This is a genomic window from Bacillus sp. EU52, assembly GCF_037964975.1.
Lineage (GTDB): Bacteria > Bacillota > Bacilli > Bacillales > Bacillaceae > Bacillus > Bacillus subtilis.
This window is the reverse complement of the sequence record NZ_CP150177.1, coordinates 191,705-209,271: the sequence shown is the minus strand read 5'-3', so window position 1 is coordinate 209,271 and position 17,567 is coordinate 191,705. Positions and strand designations below refer to the sequence as shown.

Annotated in this window: 15 protein-coding genes and 5 tRNA genes; 4 read left to right on the top strand and 16 right to left on the bottom strand. The window is 42.3% G+C overall.

The features are described from left to right. Window positions 1-55: 55 nt before the first annotated feature. The 4 genes from NSU05_RS01175 to adaA all read right to left on the bottom strand — a co-directional run bounded on the left by NSU05_RS01175 (window position 56) and on the right by adaA (window position 5,880). Window positions 56-2,668 carry a YbcC family protein gene (locus NSU05_RS01175; protein WP_046380741.1) on the bottom strand — a complete coding sequence of 871 codons (2,613 nt, stop codon included), beginning with the start codon at window positions 2,666-2,668 and terminating at the stop codon, window positions 56-58. 14 nt (window positions 2,669-2,682) lie between these two features. Next, a complete protein-coding gene (locus NSU05_RS01170) occupies window positions 2,683-4,200 on the bottom strand; it encodes an NADH dehydrogenase subunit 5 (RefSeq protein WP_038428289.1) in 1,518 nt (505 codons plus the stop codon). Window positions 4,201-4,718: 518 nt separating this feature from the next. Beyond that, complete coding sequence (gene adaB, locus NSU05_RS01165) at window positions 4,719-5,258, bottom strand: methylated-DNA--[protein]-cysteine S-methyltransferase (protein ID WP_029726931.1); 540 nt, start codon at window positions 5,256-5,258, stop codon at window positions 4,719-4,721. Further along, complete coding sequence (adaA, locus tag NSU05_RS01160; RefSeq protein WP_038428288.1) at window positions 5,245-5,880, bottom strand: bifunctional transcriptional activator/DNA repair enzyme AdaA; 636 nt, start codon at window positions 5,878-5,880, stop codon at window positions 5,245-5,247. The genes adaB and adaA overlap by 14 nt, the downstream gene beginning before the upstream one ends. Before the next feature lie 272 nt (window positions 5,881-6,152). On the opposite strand from adaA, the gene alkA reads away from it, so the two are divergent. Continuing rightward, on the top strand, window positions 6,153-7,064 hold the full coding sequence (gene alkA / locus NSU05_RS01155; RefSeq protein ID WP_038428287.1) for a DNA-3-methyladenine glycosidase II: 912 nt from the start codon (window positions 6,153-6,155) through the stop codon (window positions 7,062-7,064). 280 nt (window positions 7,065-7,344) lie between these two features. On the opposite strand, the gene NSU05_RS01150 is transcribed toward alkA, so the two are convergent. The 12 genes from NSU05_RS01150 to NSU05_RS01095 form a co-directional block, all read right to left on the bottom strand. Then, a complete protein-coding gene (locus NSU05_RS01150) occupies window positions 7,345-7,485 on the bottom strand; it encodes a hypothetical protein (RefSeq protein WP_154231159.1) in 141 nt (46 codons plus the stop codon). A 46-nt stretch (window positions 7,486-7,531) separates the two neighbouring features. Further along, on the bottom strand, window positions 7,532-9,334 hold the full coding sequence (gene glmS / locus NSU05_RS01145) for a glutamine--fructose-6-phosphate transaminase (isomerizing) (RefSeq protein ID WP_015252962.1): 1,803 nt from the start codon (window positions 9,332-9,334) through the stop codon (window positions 7,532-7,534). Between the two features lie 433 nt (window positions 9,335-9,767). Next, window positions 9,768-11,114, bottom strand: coding sequence for a phosphoglucosamine mutase (gene glmM / locus NSU05_RS01140; protein WP_003234946.1), 1,347 nt, complete (start codon window positions 11,112-11,114; stop codon window positions 9,768-9,770). Between the two features lie 18 nt (window positions 11,115-11,132). Next, window positions 11,133-12,584 carry a CdaA regulatory protein CdaR gene (gene cdaR, locus NSU05_RS01135; protein ID WP_029726928.1) on the bottom strand — a complete coding sequence of 484 codons (1,452 nt, stop codon included), beginning with the start codon at window positions 12,582-12,584 and terminating at the stop codon, window positions 11,133-11,135. Beyond that, window positions 12,577-13,398: a diadenylate cyclase CdaA gene (gene cdaA / locus NSU05_RS01130; RefSeq protein ID WP_003223651.1), complete on the bottom strand. Its 822-nt coding sequence runs from the start codon at window positions 13,396-13,398 to the stop codon at window positions 12,577-12,579. Before cdaA ends, cdaR begins: the two co-directional genes overlap by 8 nt. Before the next feature lie 160 nt (window positions 13,399-13,558). Beyond that, window positions 13,559-14,185 (bottom strand): anti-sigma-W factor RsiW, encoded by a 627-nt coding sequence (gene rsiW / locus NSU05_RS01125; RefSeq protein ID WP_038428286.1) that lies wholly within the window; start codon window positions 14,183-14,185, stop codon window positions 13,559-13,561. Between the two features lie 13 nt (window positions 14,186-14,198). After that, window positions 14,199-14,762, bottom strand: a complete 564-nt coding sequence (gene sigW, locus NSU05_RS01120) for an RNA polymerase sigma factor SigW (protein WP_014478649.1) — start codon at window positions 14,760-14,762, stop codon at window positions 14,199-14,201. A gap of 230 nt (window positions 14,763-14,992) precedes the next feature. Beyond that, window positions 14,993-15,064: transfer RNA gene (locus tag NSU05_RS01115), tRNA-Gln, on the bottom strand. 4 nt (window positions 15,065-15,068) lie between these two features. Continuing rightward, window positions 15,069-15,153: transfer RNA gene (locus NSU05_RS01110), tRNA-Tyr, on the bottom strand. Window positions 15,154-15,175: 22 nt separating this feature from the next. Next, window positions 15,176-15,248: transfer RNA gene (locus NSU05_RS01105), tRNA-Thr, on the bottom strand. A gap of 4 nt (window positions 15,249-15,252) precedes the next feature. Then, window positions 15,253-15,328: transfer RNA gene (locus NSU05_RS01100), tRNA-Val, on the bottom strand. A 3-nt stretch (window positions 15,329-15,331) separates the two neighbouring features. Continuing rightward, window positions 15,332-15,406: transfer RNA gene (locus tag NSU05_RS01095), tRNA-Glu, on the bottom strand. 179 nt (window positions 15,407-15,585) lie between these two features. Between NSU05_RS01095 and NSU05_RS01090 the strand changes: the two genes are divergently transcribed. The 3 genes from NSU05_RS01090 (at window position 15,586) to murQ (ending at window position 17,560) form a co-directional block, all read left to right on the top strand. Beyond that, a complete protein-coding gene (locus tag NSU05_RS01090) occupies window positions 15,586-16,041 on the top strand; it encodes a DUF523 domain-containing protein (protein ID WP_003234960.1) in 456 nt (151 codons plus the stop codon). A gap of 12 nt (window positions 16,042-16,053) precedes the next feature. Then, complete coding sequence (locus NSU05_RS01085; RefSeq protein WP_014475628.1) at window positions 16,054-16,536, top strand: GNAT family protein; 483 nt, start codon at window positions 16,054-16,056, stop codon at window positions 16,534-16,536. Window positions 16,537-16,645: 109 nt separating this feature from the next. Then, on the top strand, window positions 16,646-17,560 hold the full coding sequence (gene murQ / locus NSU05_RS01080) for an N-acetylmuramic acid 6-phosphate etherase (RefSeq protein ID WP_017694928.1): 915 nt from the start codon (window positions 16,646-16,648) through the stop codon (window positions 17,558-17,560). The last annotated feature ends 7 nt before the right edge of the window (window positions 17,561-17,567 follow it).

The following is a 17,567-nucleotide window of genomic DNA, read 5'->3' as shown; positions in this document are numbered from 1 at the left end:
TTTATCATTTTTATTTTGAATAACAAATCCATTTGATAAATGCTTAGATTCATCATTACCAGCTTTCCCAACATCCTTCTGGATCAAGACTAGCCAGTCGGACCCATCCATTTTGAACTTTTTGCAGAAATGCTGAATCATTATTTAATAACCGTTCTACATATTCTCTAGGTGCTTGGATGAGTATCAATAAACGAAGAGGAGAATGATAGGCCTCGTGATCTGATTCCATGACGGATTGCCAAGGCAGTCCGGCTAACAAATCGCTTGCATTCCCCTGCATAACGCCGAGACCTGCAGTAACGGTTTGAGTTGCTTTATTTCCGCTGCCATAATAATGAGGTGCTACCGTTGATGCGTAATATTGTAAATTAATCCATTGGGCTACAGTTCCAGGTCCTGCAATAATATTTGCTAGGAGTTCACCGCTTTCATCCTGCTTCCAATCATAATTATGGAGAAAGGCTCTGCCTTCCAAATCACAATCCTGAGTTAGTTCACGTTTACCGATAATAAAAGCGGCATTACGAGCCAGTCCCCATTCCGGACGTATCTCACTCCAATCTTCCGCAAATCGGTTTGCCTCAGCCTTCGGATTTTTTAGCTTCGATTGGAAATTCGGTAATTGGGCTAGACGTTCTGCGTTTACATGATGTCTCACTTTCGGCATCACGGCTTCAATTTGTTCAAATGCTTCTTGTGCAGCTTCGGAAAGCTCTGGTACATAAAGCCAATGTAATTCATCTACTGTTGTATTATGTTCAGCTGCTGCAAAAACCGTATCCTCAGGAATTTTAATTCCTTCAGCTAAAAGAGCTTCTCGTACCTCTGATAGATTACATAAAGCAGCTAAAACTCTTGCATTGAATCCACCGGCCGCTCCACCGCAGGCACCACAATCAAGGGCTGCAGAATAAGGATTATTAGTGCTTTGACTGCCATGCCCGCAAATTACGACCAATGGTGCGATGTTCTCTGTTAACCCCATCATTTTTAATGCTTGGCGAGCATAGTTCACTTTTTCTTCATCAGTAAAACCCACAGGTATTTCTGCCTCTGTAGCATCATGATGAAGCGAGAGTTTTGTATCAGGTTTGCGTAACCAAGCCTCACGGAGATTACGAATGAAACGACCCGCCTTTCTTGGCACAAAGCTACGGGCTGCCATTTGCAGAGTAAGCCAAGGTCCGCTTAGCTCAGGCAGTAGTAAGCTCGAAAGCGCATTCTGCTTCATCGTTTTAAAGGTATGGCTTAAAGAATGAATTGCTTGCTTCCGTTGATTGTATTTTTTGAATACATCCTCATCTGCGAACTCTTTTATTTTATTTTGCGGTTTTTGTATGATCGGCAAGGAAGCATGACTGTGTTTACTGCCAAGTTCACAAGTTGCAATCGGCACCCCGAAGAAACCAGCAATACCAATCGTTTCAAACGGGCCTTCTTTTTCTAGATGACGACGAAAAGGTTCTGATCGTACATCGATGCAGAATGCTAATTGAGCTAATGCAGATTTTTTACCGCCGGTTTCACGTTGTTTCGAGATGATCTTCTGGCTTAATCGATCAGTGTACGTTTGTTCCCAAGCTTCTAACCAAAGTTTCTTGCGAAGTTTCTCATCAAAGCTGTAGGCAAATGATAAATATTCGTTTTGTTCAATGGCCGTCATCTGTGACCATTCTTCTAATGTATGCCCACCCCAATGAATCCAAGCTGCTATAAGGGGAGCAATTGAAATTGTTTTCTTAGATCGTTCATTCAAAGGTAAGTATGGCTTTATAAGAGCCCACTCCATGGATATTCGAACCGCTAAGTATTCTGTTAGGAGTGCATGTTCGTGGCTCGATTGCTGGGAGCGCCAAAGCATCATCCCTGCCCATCCAGGTAATGAAAGTAAATGACCTTCAAGATAAGTCTGGATTTCTGACTCTGGGATTTCTAGTGCGAATAAGGCTTCCTGTAAAGCCAAATGTGCCTCTTTCGGCCAACCTTTTAACCTTTCTCGCTGCTTTTTGCTAAGTGCTGGATCATATTGAATGAGATGCTGCCAAGCACGATAGAAACCTTCCTCACGATTAGGCATTGTCCAGCCTGCTTGAGAGTCATCAAGATATAATTTACTCCATTTAATGACATGATGATCTAGTATATTGACTAGCCTTTCACCATCTTGATTCTCTATATACGAACTTAGTGGCTGCATAAACACATTCTCGATATGATCCAATCCACTACATTCACCTACTAATTTCTCCAGCTCATGTGATGATAAAAGGTCGGAAGGCAGGGGATCTAACTTTAATGCAGCATGACAAAATCGCTCTGCCACGTCCCGTGGGATGTGATAGGAATGTGAATCAAGCCAACGCTGCAGCCCCATTTCCACAAAATCTTCATCAATCTCACCTTTATTCTTTGCTGAACGGATCATAGACGCACTAGGGTATATATCAACATCGCGAGTGTTTTTCAACCAACTTGCAACCTGATCAAAAGGTTGGTTTTCAAGTCCCATCCACGGATTACGTGCAGCAAATGTAGAAATAGGCCAAAGTGGTGCAATCACTCGGCTGGCAGATGTAATGAAAACGTTAAGATCCCTTTCTTGAACATCAATATCTGTATCTATCTTTTTTACATTATCTTTCGTTAATACGGATGTAATGCCCATCTCAGATTAGCTCCTTATGAAATATATTGTTTAAGGTAGTCTGGGTGACTCTCTACTGACTTTGGTTTTGCTTCACCTAATCGAACTAACCAAAGATAGAGCACCGCGAAAAAAACGGAAGAACGATAACGAGCAACCCATGTACCTAAAGCACTGCCAAATAATAAGAGACATACGACAATCATGACAGCTGACATTGGAGGTTGAACACTTTGAAAAATGGTTGTATGCAGCCACTTATAGAAAAGGTTATGAATGATAAAATATACGAGGGCTGCTCCTCCTAAAACAGTTAAGCCGGCAATTCGGCCAATTCGGCCCTCTCCAAAAGCGACAAGCTGATTCCAAGAAACGGACAATGACCACCCTAAGATCAGCGCACTAATGAATTGATATCCCTCTCCAGGAGCAGCGAGCCAAAAAGCAACACCTATAACTAAGGATAAAATCCGACCAGCCATGATCCATAAATAGGATGTTCTTTCATTAGTGCGAGCCGATACTTCATGACGCCCTACTGCTGAACCAGCTTGTAGAAACAACGTAGCTTTGAATAAACCATGTAAAATAAGATGAATAATGGCTGCTATATAGGCGCCTAATGCACACTGAATGAGCATAAACCCCATTTGTCCAATCGTGGAGCCTACTAACTGGCGTTTATAATCAACCTGAACTAAACTAATTCCAGTTCCAATCAATACAGAAATGCTAGCAAGCAGAAGTAAGATAATCGAAGCGATACCACCATGAAATAGAGGTGAAAATCGAGTTAGGATTATTCCTCCAGCATTTACTAAACCTGCATGCATAATTGCAGAAACTGGGGTGGGAGCAACAATAGACTCAACCAACCATCTTTGGAACGGCCATTGAGCTGCAGGAATGATCACCGCCAGTACAATCAATAGCTGAATCCCTGTTCTCTCCCATTCTCCCAGCCCAGCTAAACTTTCATTTGTTACAACCAATGATAGCTGCCATTGACCTGTGGCATGAAAAAGCCACATCATCGCAAAAAACAAAGAAAACCAACTTAACAAAAATAACCGGCCAGAAATTTTGGCTGCTTCACTAGCCACTTGCCAAGCACTGTTTAACCTAATAAGTAAGGTTAATCCAACAAGAGTCGCTCCCCAAAATAGAACCATCAAGCGGAGATCACCACTTAACCATGTCATTGAAGCAGCTCCTGTTGTGAAAGTAAAAAGCGTAAAATATTTTCGATAAGATCGATCCCCCATTAAGTAACGTACAGAAAAACGCTGAATGATGAATCCAATTGCAAGAACAAAGAAAGTCATTAAACAAGCTAAGGAATCTAAGTGCCAAGGGCCAACATTTCCACTCACACCACTATTGGCAAGAATCAGTAAGGAAACCAAAAGTGGTAAAGCCAAGATCCCAATATGAATGCGAACAAAACTCAAGGGTACTCGCGGATGTAAAAACAATAGTCCACTAATCCCAGAAGCCATAAGCATAATAAAAAATAATGTTAATAATGATGACAAACTCAGCGAAACTAACATTCTAAATTCTCCCTTTTTTAAAACTCATTATTGGTCAAAAGACCTTTCAATCAGATCATATTTGTCTATTATTTATTTCAATTTTTATTTATCTCTATTTTTTTCCAACAAAAAAGCCGACAACTTCAAAATTTCAATGATTATGTTAGATCATTGAATCCTGAAAATTGTCGGCTTCACTTCAACTAACTTCAGCGAAGTTTTTTGAAGTGCTACCTTATTATTGGTCTTTACTTTATGCTATGTTTTCATTTCCTTTAATATAGTCCTGATTATCAAATAAATCGACTCATGTTCTCTTCCTTTTTTATTAGGATACTTTTTCATCCTATCAATATTTAAAATTAAATATGAAAAGAATGCTAAAGGCCTACATATTTTAAAAGGAAAAATAAACATCTGCATCGATTATTAAGTTACGTATAAGATATGCTAAATTTTAAAAGTTGTCAAGTTTATCAGTAAACTGGTCTTTACTTTCCTCTAAAAGAATCCAACCCATTATAGATGATTCACTTTCAATGAGGAACATCCATTTCAGATGAAGCTCGCTTTTCCAGATCGAGGAGCAGTGTCTTCATTTCAAATCCGCCCCGATAGCCAGTTAATGAGCCATTCTTTCCTATTACACGATGGCACGGTACAGTAATTAATACCGGATTAGCCCCAATAGCCGCACCTACAGCACGAACAGCTGCTGGTTTATTTATATCATTTGCAATGTCGGAATAGGATTTCGTCTGTCCATAAGGAATTTCACAAAGTGCATTCCAGACGGCTAGCTGAAATTGCGTACCGGCGTACTCAACTGGAACAGTAAAGTTTTTCCGCTTTCCTTCTAGATATTGAGTGATTTCAACAGCATAGGGTTCAAGCTTATCATCATCTTCAACAAGAAGACTTCCTGGAAAGCGTTTCTTAGCCCATTCGAACAATTCCTCGATTGGTTTGTTCTGTGAACCTACAAACACAAGCCCCTTTAAAGTTGAAGCAATATAAAAATTCCAATTCTTGAACATTAGTAAAGACCAATAAAGGGTTGGTTTATTTGTTTCCATTGTACGTTTCCTCCATTTTACTCATTTGACGAAATTGTGCTGGTGTCTGTCCAGTTTTCTTTTTAAATAAAGTAATAAAATAAGGCGCGTTAGCTATACCCACACATATAGCGATATCTCCAATCGATTTATTTGTCTGAATCAAATACTTTTTAGCCGCGTGTACTCTAACTTGTTGTATATACTCAACCAGCGTAATGCCTTTAATCTTTTTAAATGTTCGATGCATATGATACGGACTCCCATGACAAATATCTGCTAACGATTCTAGCGTTAATTTTTCTGTGAAATTTTTATCAATGTATTCAGTAATTAAATCAACCCACTCGCTATCAGGCATTTTTTCATTAGTGGGCTTGCAACGTTTACAAGGGCGAAAATTTGCGCGGAGAGCTTGTTCTGCGTTTGGAAAAATGCATACATTTTCTTTTTTCGGAACACGAGATTTACAGGATGGTTTACAGAATACCCCTGTCGACTTTACAGCGTAGAAAAATTGATTATTGTACGCAGCATCATTATTTATAATTGCTTGCCACTTTTCATCTGTTATCATTTCTACATCATTCGAAATTCTATGATCATGGCTCTCTTTATGTCCGTTATTGATACTATCCGGCATTTATCTCACCTCTCCTTACATGGCTCATCTAATTCATTTTGAATTGAATCCCAATTTAAATTTTCGACACGCGTTTTTTATATCTTGGGCCATTTTTATCTACTCCCGTTTAGCATTCTTGATAACTACACTATAACCTCATAAATAGAAAAAAATAAGATGGTTAGAATGTAATAGCAAGATAACAAAATGAGTAAAGATGATTATGTGATAAACTAATTTCAACCAGCGTGAGTTTTCTTATAATTATTTAAGATAAGGAGAAAGAAAAAGTGGCATGGCATGAAGTCAATGATGTTATCGTCATTACATTACCTGAAATATTCGACATGAATGCGAACCTAGGCTACCTAACCAGGGAAAAAAATGAATGCATGTATGAAATAGAAAACAATATCATTACAAAAGTTATAGCCATTGGGGAAATTCGGTCCTTAGTGCAGGTAAGCGTAATCAATAATAAACAAATGATTGTTCAATTCCTAAACGATTCTAGACCTGTTGAGCAGTGGAAACGGGAAGAGATTGTAAAATATATTCATGAATGGTTTGATCTTGATAACGATTTAACTCCATTTTATGAAATGGCAAAAGCAGATCCATTACTTAAAATGCCTGCCCGAAAATTTTATGGGTTGCGAGTGATCGGCATTCCCGATTTATTTGAAGCTTTATGTTGGGGAGTTTTAGGGCAACAAATTAACTTAGCCTTCGCGTACTCCTTAAAGAAGCAATTTGTAGAAGCATTTGGCGATTCTATTGAATGGAATGGTAAAAAGTATTGGGTGTTCCCACCGTACGAACGAATTGCACGGTTAACCCCTACCGACCTGGCAGATATTAAAATGACGGTAAAAAAAAGTGAATATATCATTGGAATAGCCAGATTAATGGCAAGTGGAGAATTATCGAGGGAAAAATTAATGAAAATGAACTTTAAAGATGCTGAAAAAAACTTAATTAAAATACGAGGAATCGGTCCTTGGACAGCCAATTATGTTCTAATGCGCTGCCTTAGGTTCCCGACAGCTTTTCCAATCGATGATGTGTGTCTAATTCGTTCGATAAAAATATTACGTAATATGAATCGAAAGCCTACGAAAGATGAAATCTTAGAAATATCGTTTTCATGGAAAAAATGGGAGTCATACGCTACCTTTTATTTATGGCGTGTCCTTTACTGAATCATTTCAACTTAAACCGGAATGTACTCAATAAAAAAAGGATGAACTTTAAAACCTAATCCCACAAGTACATTGTAAGTGCGACTTCTAGAATTCTTTGCCCTTTATTAATTGTCAATAAAAAAACACGTTATCATTCCAATAGGCTCTCCGGTTTTCGGATTTCTAGCATGCTAAATTCCAACTGCTATCAAAAGCGTATCTTAATGAGGAACTGCTCTCTTATATCTGTATTAACATCAGAAAACTCAGTTAGGCAAAAGCAGTTTCTCTCCAAGTTTTAATGCCTTTTAACCTGATTGACCGATCTAATGAGGAAACATCTTAAATCTATAGCCATGGCCGATCGATAGTCGGGTCCTGTACCATCAACTTCTTTAATCCATTTTTCCACTGTAGACGTTCTTTCGCTTTTGGACATAAAAACACCCCTTTAGATAATCTTATCCAAAGGGGTTAAACATTTATTACTCCACAGTAACACTCTTCGCAAGGTTACGCGGTTTATCAACATCACAGCCGCGATGCAGTGCAGCATAGTAAGCGATCAGCTGCAATGGAACAACAGATACCAACGGAGCAAGTGCTGGGTTTACTTCCGGCAGTACGAATCTGTCATCCGCATCGTCTAGGCCTTTCAGTGAGATGATGCATGTGTTTGCTCCGCGAGCGGCAACTTCTTTGACGTTTCCGCGGATGCTTAGGTTTACGTGCTCTTGAGTTGCCAGTGCGAATACTGGTGTTCCTTGTTCGATCAAGGCAATCGTTCCGTGCTTTAGCTCACCGCCGGCAAAACCTTCTGCCTGGATGTAAGAAATCTCTTTCAGCTTCAGTGCGCCTTCGACACATACGAAGTAGTCAAGGCCGCGTCCGATGAAGAAAGCGTTTCTGGATACAGTCAGGTATTCACGGGCGATCATTTCCATTTCGTCTTTCTGGTCGCATAGAGCTTCCATTGCGTTTGCAGCGATACCGAGTTCTTTGACGAGGTCAAATCCGATATCGATGCCGTTTTTGTCAGCAGCCACAGAAGCAAGAACCGCAAGAACTGCAATTTGTGCAGTGTATGCTTTCGTTGACGCAACAGCGATCTCAGGGCCTGCATGAAGCAGCAATGTATAGTCAGCTTCACGAGAAAGCGTTGATCCAGGTACGTTTGTGATTGTCAGGGCTTTGTGTCCGAGTGCTTTGACTTGAACGAGAACCGCGCGGCTGTCTGCTGTTTCTCCGCTTTGAGAAAGGAAAATGAAGAGCGGTTTCTTAGACAGAAGCGGCATGTTGTAGGAGAATTCACTCGCTACATGCACTTCAACCGGCACGTTTGCCCACATTTCAATATATTGTTTACCGACAAGTCCTGCATGGTAGCTTGTTCCGCAGCCAATGATATAGATGCGGTCCGCTTCCGCTACAGCGGCAGCGATATCACCAGGCACAGACAGCTTGCCGTTTTCATCTTGATACGTTTGGATGATTTTGCGCATAACAACAGGCTGCTCATCCGTTTCTTTCAACATGTAGTGAGGGTACGTGCCTTTTTCGATATCACTGGCATCAAGCTCAGCAATATAAGACGCACGTGTAATCACGTCACCATCAAGGTTTTTGATGACAACTTGGTCATCAGTGACGATAACCATTTCTTTATCCATCAGCTCAACATATTCGTTGGTTACTTGAAGCATCGCCATTGCATCAGATGCTACGACGTTGAATGTATCTCCAAGACCTACTAATAGAGGGCTTTTGTTTTTCGCTACAAAAATCGTTTCTCTGTTGTCGTTATCGAATAAAGCAATTGCATAAGAGCCTTTTAACAGTGTAAGTGTTTTGCGGAACGCTTCTTCTGTCTCAAGTCCTCCATTGACGAATTGCTCGATTACTTGAACGACTACTTCTGTATCGGTGTCACTTTTGAGCTCTACATCTTGCAAATACTCTTGCTTCAGCTGAACATAGTTCTCGATCACGCCGTTATGAACAAGTGTAAAGCGTCCCAGTGCGCTTTGATGCGGGTGAGCGTTCAGATAGCTTGGTTCGCCGTGTGTAGCCCAGCGAGTATGCCCAATTCCGGCTTTCGCTTCTACATTGGCATCCACAACTTCACGAAGATCTGCAATGCGTCCTTTTTCTTTGAACACATGGATTCCCTGTTCGTTGGCAACAGCAATACCAGCAGAGTCATAACCGCGATACTCAAGCTTCTCTAACCCTTTTAATAAAATTTCCTTCGCATCAAGCTGACCGATATAACCTACGATTCCACACATATTTTTCTTCCTCCTAAGATTGTAAAAGGAGACGAAGAAAGTCAAATTTCAAGGGGACTTTCAATCGTCCCCTCCTACATGTTTTTTGGAAGATCATGTGATTTCTCTTTGTTCAAGGAGTCACCCCCTTGGTTTGAAGAAATCCTTACGGCTGTGATCTGCACACTCAGCCGGGAGGCATCCGCCGAAAATTCGATAACCTCCATCCTCGTCAACTAAGCCTTTTTCCGGGCGCTTAGTTCGGGCGCTATAATTATAGGTAAAGCAATAATCCCGTCTTCTTTTCCTATTGAGAAAATAAGAACAAGACAAGCTTGATTTTACAACATGTGGCATAAACGGTCAATTGTTTTTTAAACAACTTTGCCGTATGTCTCACAATTATCTTATGTAAACCTCGCTTGTCTTGTTCACTCTCTGATAATAGACTTCGTTACTCTAATCCCATTTCTGACCGGACGACTTCAACAATGCGATTGACATACTCATCGCACAGCTCTTTCGTCTTCGCTTCAGCCATGACACGGACGAGCGGTTCAGTTCCTGAAGGGCGCACCAAAATCCGGCCGTCGCCGTTCATTTCTTTTTCAACTTCAGAAATAACTGCTTTTACTTTTTCATTTTCTTCAACTTTATATTTATCAGTCACTCTCACATTGACTAACAGCTGCGGGAACTTCTGCATTTCAGCTGCAAGCTCTGACAGCGGCTTGCCTGTTGCTTTTAAAGTGTTCATCAGCATAATAGCAGACAATAATCCGTCCCCTGTCGTGTTGTAATCAAGGAAAATAAGATGTCCTGACTGCTCTCCGCCGACGTTGTAGCCGTCTTTTTTCATTGCTTCTACTACGTAGCGGTCGCCGACAGCTGTCTGCACGCTTTTGATGCCTTCTTTTTCGAGCGCCTTATAGAAGCCGAGGTTGCTCATCACGGTTGAAACCACTGTATCATCCTTTAAACGGCCCTCTGATTTCAGATGTTTTGAGCATATGTACATGATTTGGTCGCCGTCTACAATATTTCCTTTTTCATCGACAGCAATCAGGCGGTCGCCGTCACCGTCGAACGCAAGACCGAGATCCGCGTTTTTCTCTTTGACAAACGCGCTGAGCGCTTCGGGATGAGTCGAACCGACGCCGTCATTAATGTTTAATCCGTTCGGGGAAGTCCCCATTGTAGAAACATCTGCATCTAAATCAGCAAACAGGTGTGTCGCCAAGGATGACGTTGCGCCATTGGCACAGTCCAATGCCACATGAATGCCTGTGAAATCTTCATCAGCTGTCTGTTTTAAGAATTGCAGATATTTTTGTCCGCCTTCAAAATAATCGTTTACAAGTCCAAGGTCTGCTCCGACAGGTCTTGGCAGCTTATCCTCAGGTTCGTCCATCAGGCGCTCAATTTCAGCCTCCTGTTCATCAGAAAGCTTAAATCCATCTCCCCCAAAGAATTTGATGCCGTTATCCTGCACTGGGTTATGAGAAGCGGAAATCATGACGCCCGCCTCTGCATCCATCGCTTTTGTCAAATAAGATACACCTGGTGTAGAAATGACACCTAGGCGCATGACTTCTGCGCCAATGGATAAAAGTCCGGCGACAAGGGCTCCCTCCAGCATATGGCCGGAGATGCGTGTATCGCGGCCTATCAGCACTTTTGGACGTTGTTTGTCTTTTGTCAGCACATAACCGCCGAAACGTCCGACTTTAAAGGCCAGCTCAGGTGTAAGCTCACTATTGGCGACACCTCTTACACCGTCTGTTCCAAAATACTTGCCCATTTTATAATCGCTCCTTTTTTATTCCGATGAGGATGAATTCGCAGTGGATTCATCCTCATCCTGATCTTGGTTTTGATCTTTATTTTCGTCTTGGTTTTGATCGTTGCTGTTTTTATCAGTGTTCTTTGTATCTTCTTGCTGATTGTTCTTTTGATCATTTGTTTGTTTATCTGTGTCATCCTGGTTCCCTGATGTATTGCTGCTGTTATCATTCGTTGATGTATTGCTTTTCTTAGACGTCAGCTTGATTTTGGCGTTTTTCCGCCCCAAGGACCAAGTTACATTCTGTGGCCCGTTCACTTCAAGCTTCACGCTATGCTCCCCGTCCTCTAAATCTGAAACATTCACATACAATTCAATATCTGATTTTTTCAGCTTTTTTATATTCGTGGGAGAGCCTTTAGCCGTTACATCTATCGCTTGTGATTCAGGATCAAGAAATTCAATGTTTTGTGAGCTGCTCAGCCCTACAGTCTTGATAGGGACATTCTCGAACTTCTGATCCGCTTCACTATCGACTTCTATATGCAAAGTCACCTTTGACGGTGAGATTTTTTTGACACCGTCAGGAAGCGGAATATCTGCCTCGATATCGGAATCCTTGTTAATTTTACTTAAATCTAAGCTGACGCCGTCAATAAATTCAAGAGAATCCAACACATCCTGTGAGCCGTAAACCGTTACCTCACTGGGGCTTGATTCAATATTCGCTATGCTGACACCGTCAGGAAGGCTTCCTGTCCGTTCAATTTTAAAGGGCACTTTTTTACTCGGGCTTGTCACCGGAACGGTAATCTTGATGACCGAGGGCTCCACGTCGACAGGAAGCGCGTTTCCGTCTTTATCATAGACAGTCACTTTCGCTTCCTTTTCAATCGTTTCATCTGCGTTTTCCAAATTCACTGAAGCTTTTACAAGAGAAATATTATCGATCACATTTTTCGATCCGGTAATCTGCACATTTTTCGGACTGACAATCGGCTGCTCCGGAGAATAGCCTTTTTTCATCTTGCTTTTGTTGTAGTACTCCACTTCTACGGGAAAACTTTTGGTCGTCCGTTCCTGAATGGTCACTGTCGTAACAGACGGATTAATTGAGATTGTCAGCCCATCCGACACGTTTTTGGCCTTAAGCTCAACCTTATGTGTGCCGGTTTTCAAATGTTCCATATCGGCATATATTTCAAAGTTTTTGGTCTGCCGAGCCTTTTTCACGGCGCTTGTCGAGCCTTTTATCGTGACATTAACCGTTTGCGGAACACCCGTCACGACGTAATTTTCATCATCATAATACGCTTTAACCGGAATATCAGTCAGAGTTGCTTCATCAGTTGTTGATGTCGGAAAGAAAGATTCACCCGGTTTTTTTGGAGTCGGTGCTTGGTTGCTGTTAACCGCCACATAAAGCAAGAGCGCGAAAAGCAGAGCAATGATTTTCACAGCCCAGCGGTTGTTTAAGAATTTATCCATTTTTCTTGCCCCTCCAATACCAGCGGTTAGAAGAAGTGTCTCTGGTGTTTTTCTTAAACTCGGCTTCAAGCATTTCTTTCAGCGCTTCTTCTGTAAGCTCTCTGTGAAGGTCGCCGTTCTTTGCCACACTGACGCCGCCGGTCTCTTCAGACACAATAATCGTCAAACTGTCTGTTACTTCACTGATACCGACAGCTGCTCTGTGCCGCGTGCCCAGTTCTTTTGAAATAAACGGGCTCTCAGAAAGCGGCAGATAACAGGCGGCCGCGGCAATTTCATTATTTTTCATAATTACCGCACCGTCATGAAGCGGGGTGTTTGGGATAAAAATATTGATCAGCAGCTCAGAGCTGACTTTGGCATTCAGTGGTATGCCGGTCTCAATATAATCCCCCATTCCAGTATCCCGCTCAATGGTAAGCAAGGCGCCTATACGGCGTTTCGCCATATAATTGATCGCTTTTGTAATGGCCTCAATCGTTTTCTGCTGCGCTTCTTCAACAGGCGTGCCGCTCCTCGAAAAAAAGCGGCCGCGGCCTAGCTGTTCAAGCGCTCTTCTCAGCTCAGGCTGAAAAATAATAATAATTGCTAAAAATCCCCATGTTATCGCTTGGTCCATCAGCCATTGAAGTGTGCTGAGGCCCAAATATTGGCTGGCCATACGAACAAGCACGATGACTACAATTCCTTTTAACAGCTGAACCGCTTTCGTGCCACGTATCACCATAATCAATTTATATATCACATACCAAACAAGGAGAATATCAACGGCATTGCCGAGGTACTGCAAAAAAGGGATATCCTCAAAAGCCATTTCCTCGTCCTCCAAGATTTCAGTCATTTCGTATTTTGTGTTTTACGTGTTACGCATATGTACTTTACATAGCGAGCCCATTATACCACATTTCGATTTAGCAAGTGAAATGTGCCAGCCCTCTCAGCCCGCAAAAAAAGAGCAAAGCGGCTAACGCGCTTTACTCTTCTCCCTTCGGACTGAATGCATCGAGTACACTTTTCCCCGCAGACTTCATCTTGTACCATGTCCAATCGAATAATTGATTGATTTCTTCAATCTGACCGGTGACTTGTCCAGCAGAGGCCATATACTTTTCGCCGTTTACGACGGTTACATCCCCGTCTATTTTGCCTTTAATAATCAGCTTGCCGTTTTTAACAGTGACATCACCTTTGACCGTCTCACCTTCTGGCACGGTCACAGTATGGTTATGAACCACAAGATTCGGCTGCTTGGACACGCTGAAATTGTGGTCATTATGCCAGCTGTTAAAAAAACCCCCGCCCATCAAAATGATGAATACCGCAGCAGCTGCGATAACGGGATGGGATCTGAACCATCTTTTTACAGAAGCTCTTTTCTTCTCCTTAGGCAATTTTGCCATGACATTAGCGGTAAAATCCGCGGGGGCTTCGACATGCGATGTGCTCCGTACGAGCGCTATGGATTTCTCCATCTCGTAAAAATGCTTTCTGCATTTCTCGCATGTCTCCAGATGTTTATTTAATACGTGTTCATCTTTTGGAAGGATATCTCCATCAAGATGCATATGCATAAGCTGCACAATTTGTTCAGGACAGCTCATTTCATCACCCCACTTAAAGATCCCTTAATTGTTTTCTAAGAGCCTCTCTGCCTCTGTGAATCCGCGTTTTCACAGTCCCCACAGGAATATTTAGAATCTCCCCGATTTCAATTAATGAGAGTTCGTCAATATACTTTAATACGATGACTGTTCTGTATTTGTCAGGAAGCTTTAAAATTTTCTGCTGTATCGTGTTTGAGAGCTCCAGCGACACAACTGCATCTTCAGGCAAAACACCATCTGCGGCGATTTGAGAATACATGGTCAAGCCTTCCGTACCAGCCACCTCTGCATCGAGGTAATAATCCGGCTTCTTTTTGCGAATGCGGTCAATGGTCAAATTGGTCGCGATTCGATAAAGCCAAGTTGAAAATTTCCGGTTAATATCAAAACTGTCGATATTAACGTACGCTCTGATGAAAGCTTCCTGTGCAATATCCTCCGCCTCATGCACATTGCCAAGCATACGGTAGCAAAGCTGATAAATTTTATCTTTGTAAATATCTACGATGTCCGCAAATGCATTCTGGTCGCCTTTTTTGACTTGTTTAATTCTTTTTTTAATCATCATTTCCATATTTATCTAACCTCTGCCTTCACCGGTCTGTATGTATACGAGCTTCGTTTCAAAAGGTTTCAATTTTTTTATAAAATAAGTTTATCAAATTTTTGGCAGGGTGTAGATGGTAATTCGTGAATAAACTACCTTAACATATTTTTAAAATTATTATACAGACTGAACAGTTAGAAGTTGGAATGATTTTTCCGAAAAGAAAAAAGACACCTTTTGATCAAAGGTGTCTGTGACTGGGCTAGCTGGATTCGAACCAACGCATGACGGAGTCAAAGTCCGTTGCCTTACCGCTTGGCTATAGCCCAATAATGGTGGAGGGGGGCAGATTCGAACTGCCGAACCCTGAGGGAGCGGATTTACAGTCCGCCGCGTTTAGCCACTTCGCTACCCCTCCACATAAAATTTTGAAAAAACAGTGCCGGCAAGAGGACTTGAACCCCCAACCTACTGATTACAAGTCAGTTGCTCTACCAATTGAGCTACACCGGCAAGATGGTGGAGGATGACGGGCTCGAACCGCCGACCCTCTGCTTGTAAGGCAGATGCTCTCCCAGCTGAGCTAATCCTCCAAATGGTGACCCGTACGGGATTCGAACCCGTGTTACCGCCGTGAAAGGGCGGTGTCTTAACCGCTTGACCAACGGGCCGTTGTGTTCTCGTCGAGCTGACAAAAGTTATTATATACAGGTCACCCCCTGTTTGTAAAGAGAAAAATTAAATTTTTTATTTTCAAACTTTTTAACTCCTTTTTTAACTGAAAAAGCCTCCCAACTAAAGCCATTTATTTTATGATAGAGACAAGCAAAGCAAGAGAGGAGAAACCAATATGATACTAGTCAGTTCTTGCCTTGGAGGCATTGAATGCAGATATAACGGCTCTCACGCAGCGTCGGAGAAAATCAGAAAACTAGTCGATGAAAAGAAAGCAGTCATGGCTTGCCCTGAACTTCTCGGCGGCTTCTCTACCCCACGCGAACCCGCAGAAATCATAGGAGGCACTGGCGAGGATGTCCTCAATGGAACAGCGAAAATCGTGACAGCTTCAGGAGAAGACGTCACAGAACTATATATGGAAGGCGCCGCGAAAACATTGGCTTACGCAAAAGAAATCAACGCTTCTGCCGTCATATTAAAAGAAAACAGTCCATCTTGCGGAAGCGGTTTTATCTATAACGGCACATTCTCTGGCAAAAAAATCACCGGCAGCGGAGTAACCGCCGCACTGTTAAAACAAGCGGGCTACCGCGTCATTTCGGAAAACGAGCTTAACGACATATTGTAAGGAGGCCACCCCATGACTCAAGACATTTCTTTATCCTTCTATAAGCCTGAACACTTGCCCGAGCTCCAATCATTCACGCTCACCAACGATGACAAACGCTTTACCTCCCTCCCGAAAGAGGTGCTGTCTCAGGCTCTGGGCATACAGGACCGATACCCGGTTGTCATCTTAAAAGACGACCTTCCAGTCGGTTTTTTCATTTTACATGCATCAAAAGAAACGCTTGCTTCCTATTCTAACAATCCATTTGCTTTACTGCTCAGCTCCCTGTCTTTAAACGCTGTGCATCACGGAAAAGGCTATGCGAAAAAAGCCATGCTTTTGCTTCCCGCTTTTGTGAGCGGATATTTTCCATGGTGCGACGAAATCATCTTGGCCGTCAATCATCTGAACATACGCGCAAAACACCTTTATATGAAAAGCGGGTTCCTTGATAAAGGACGGCGAAGAATCGGGCCGCTTGGAGAACAGTTGATCCTTCATCATTTCTTATAGTCTTAAGTGAAATAAAATTTCAAAAATTTAAAAACATAGTTGAAATATCATAACAGAAATGAATATACTGAATATTGAGATATATCATTTTAAAACAGGGGGCATCCTCATGTCAGAACCATTAAACCTTCACCGTCTCACAACGGAATCACGCAATAGCCAAACAGTTGAAATCCACAAAGCAAACACTCTCGGCATCCTTAAAATGATCAACAACGAAGATATGAAAGTCGCTGCAGCCGTTCAGGAGGTTCTCCCCGACATCAAAACAGCTGTAGACTGCGCATATGAATCGTTTCAAAATGGAGGCCGGCTCATATATACAGGCGCCGGCACAAGCGGCAGACTCGGCGTCATGGATGCTGTTGAATGTCCTCCCACCTACAGCGTAAGCCCAGATCAGGTCATCGGAATCATGGCTGGAGGCCCCGAAGCCTTTTTACAGGCAGCAGAGGGCATTGAAGACAGTGAAGAAGCAGGAGCTGAAGATTTAAGAAACATACAGCTCACTTCAAATGACACCGTCATTGCCATCGCAGCAAGCGGCCGCACACCCTACGCCGCAGGCGCCCTAAGATACGCCCGCAAAGTCGGAGCACACACCATCGCCCTTACTTGCAATGAAAATTCCGCCATCAGCAAGGATGCGGATCACAGCATTGAGGTTGTCGTCGGACCTGAGGCCATTACAGGATCAACACGTATGAAAGCCGCAACCGCTCATAAAATGATTCTAAACATGATATCTACCGCTGTAATGGTCAAAATCGGCAAGGTTTACGAAAACTTGATGGTAGACGTCAACGTCAGCAACAAAAAACTAAAAGAACGCGCCATCAGCATCATCCAAAGCCTTACAAACGCTTCATACGACACAGCCAGATACACTCTGGAACAAGCCGATCATCACGTTAAAACAGCAATCGTCATGCTCAAAACAAGCACAGATCAGAAACAAGCAAAGACATTACTCGATGAAGCAAACGGTTTCATTGACAAAGCAATCGAACATTACCATCCATGATAAGGAG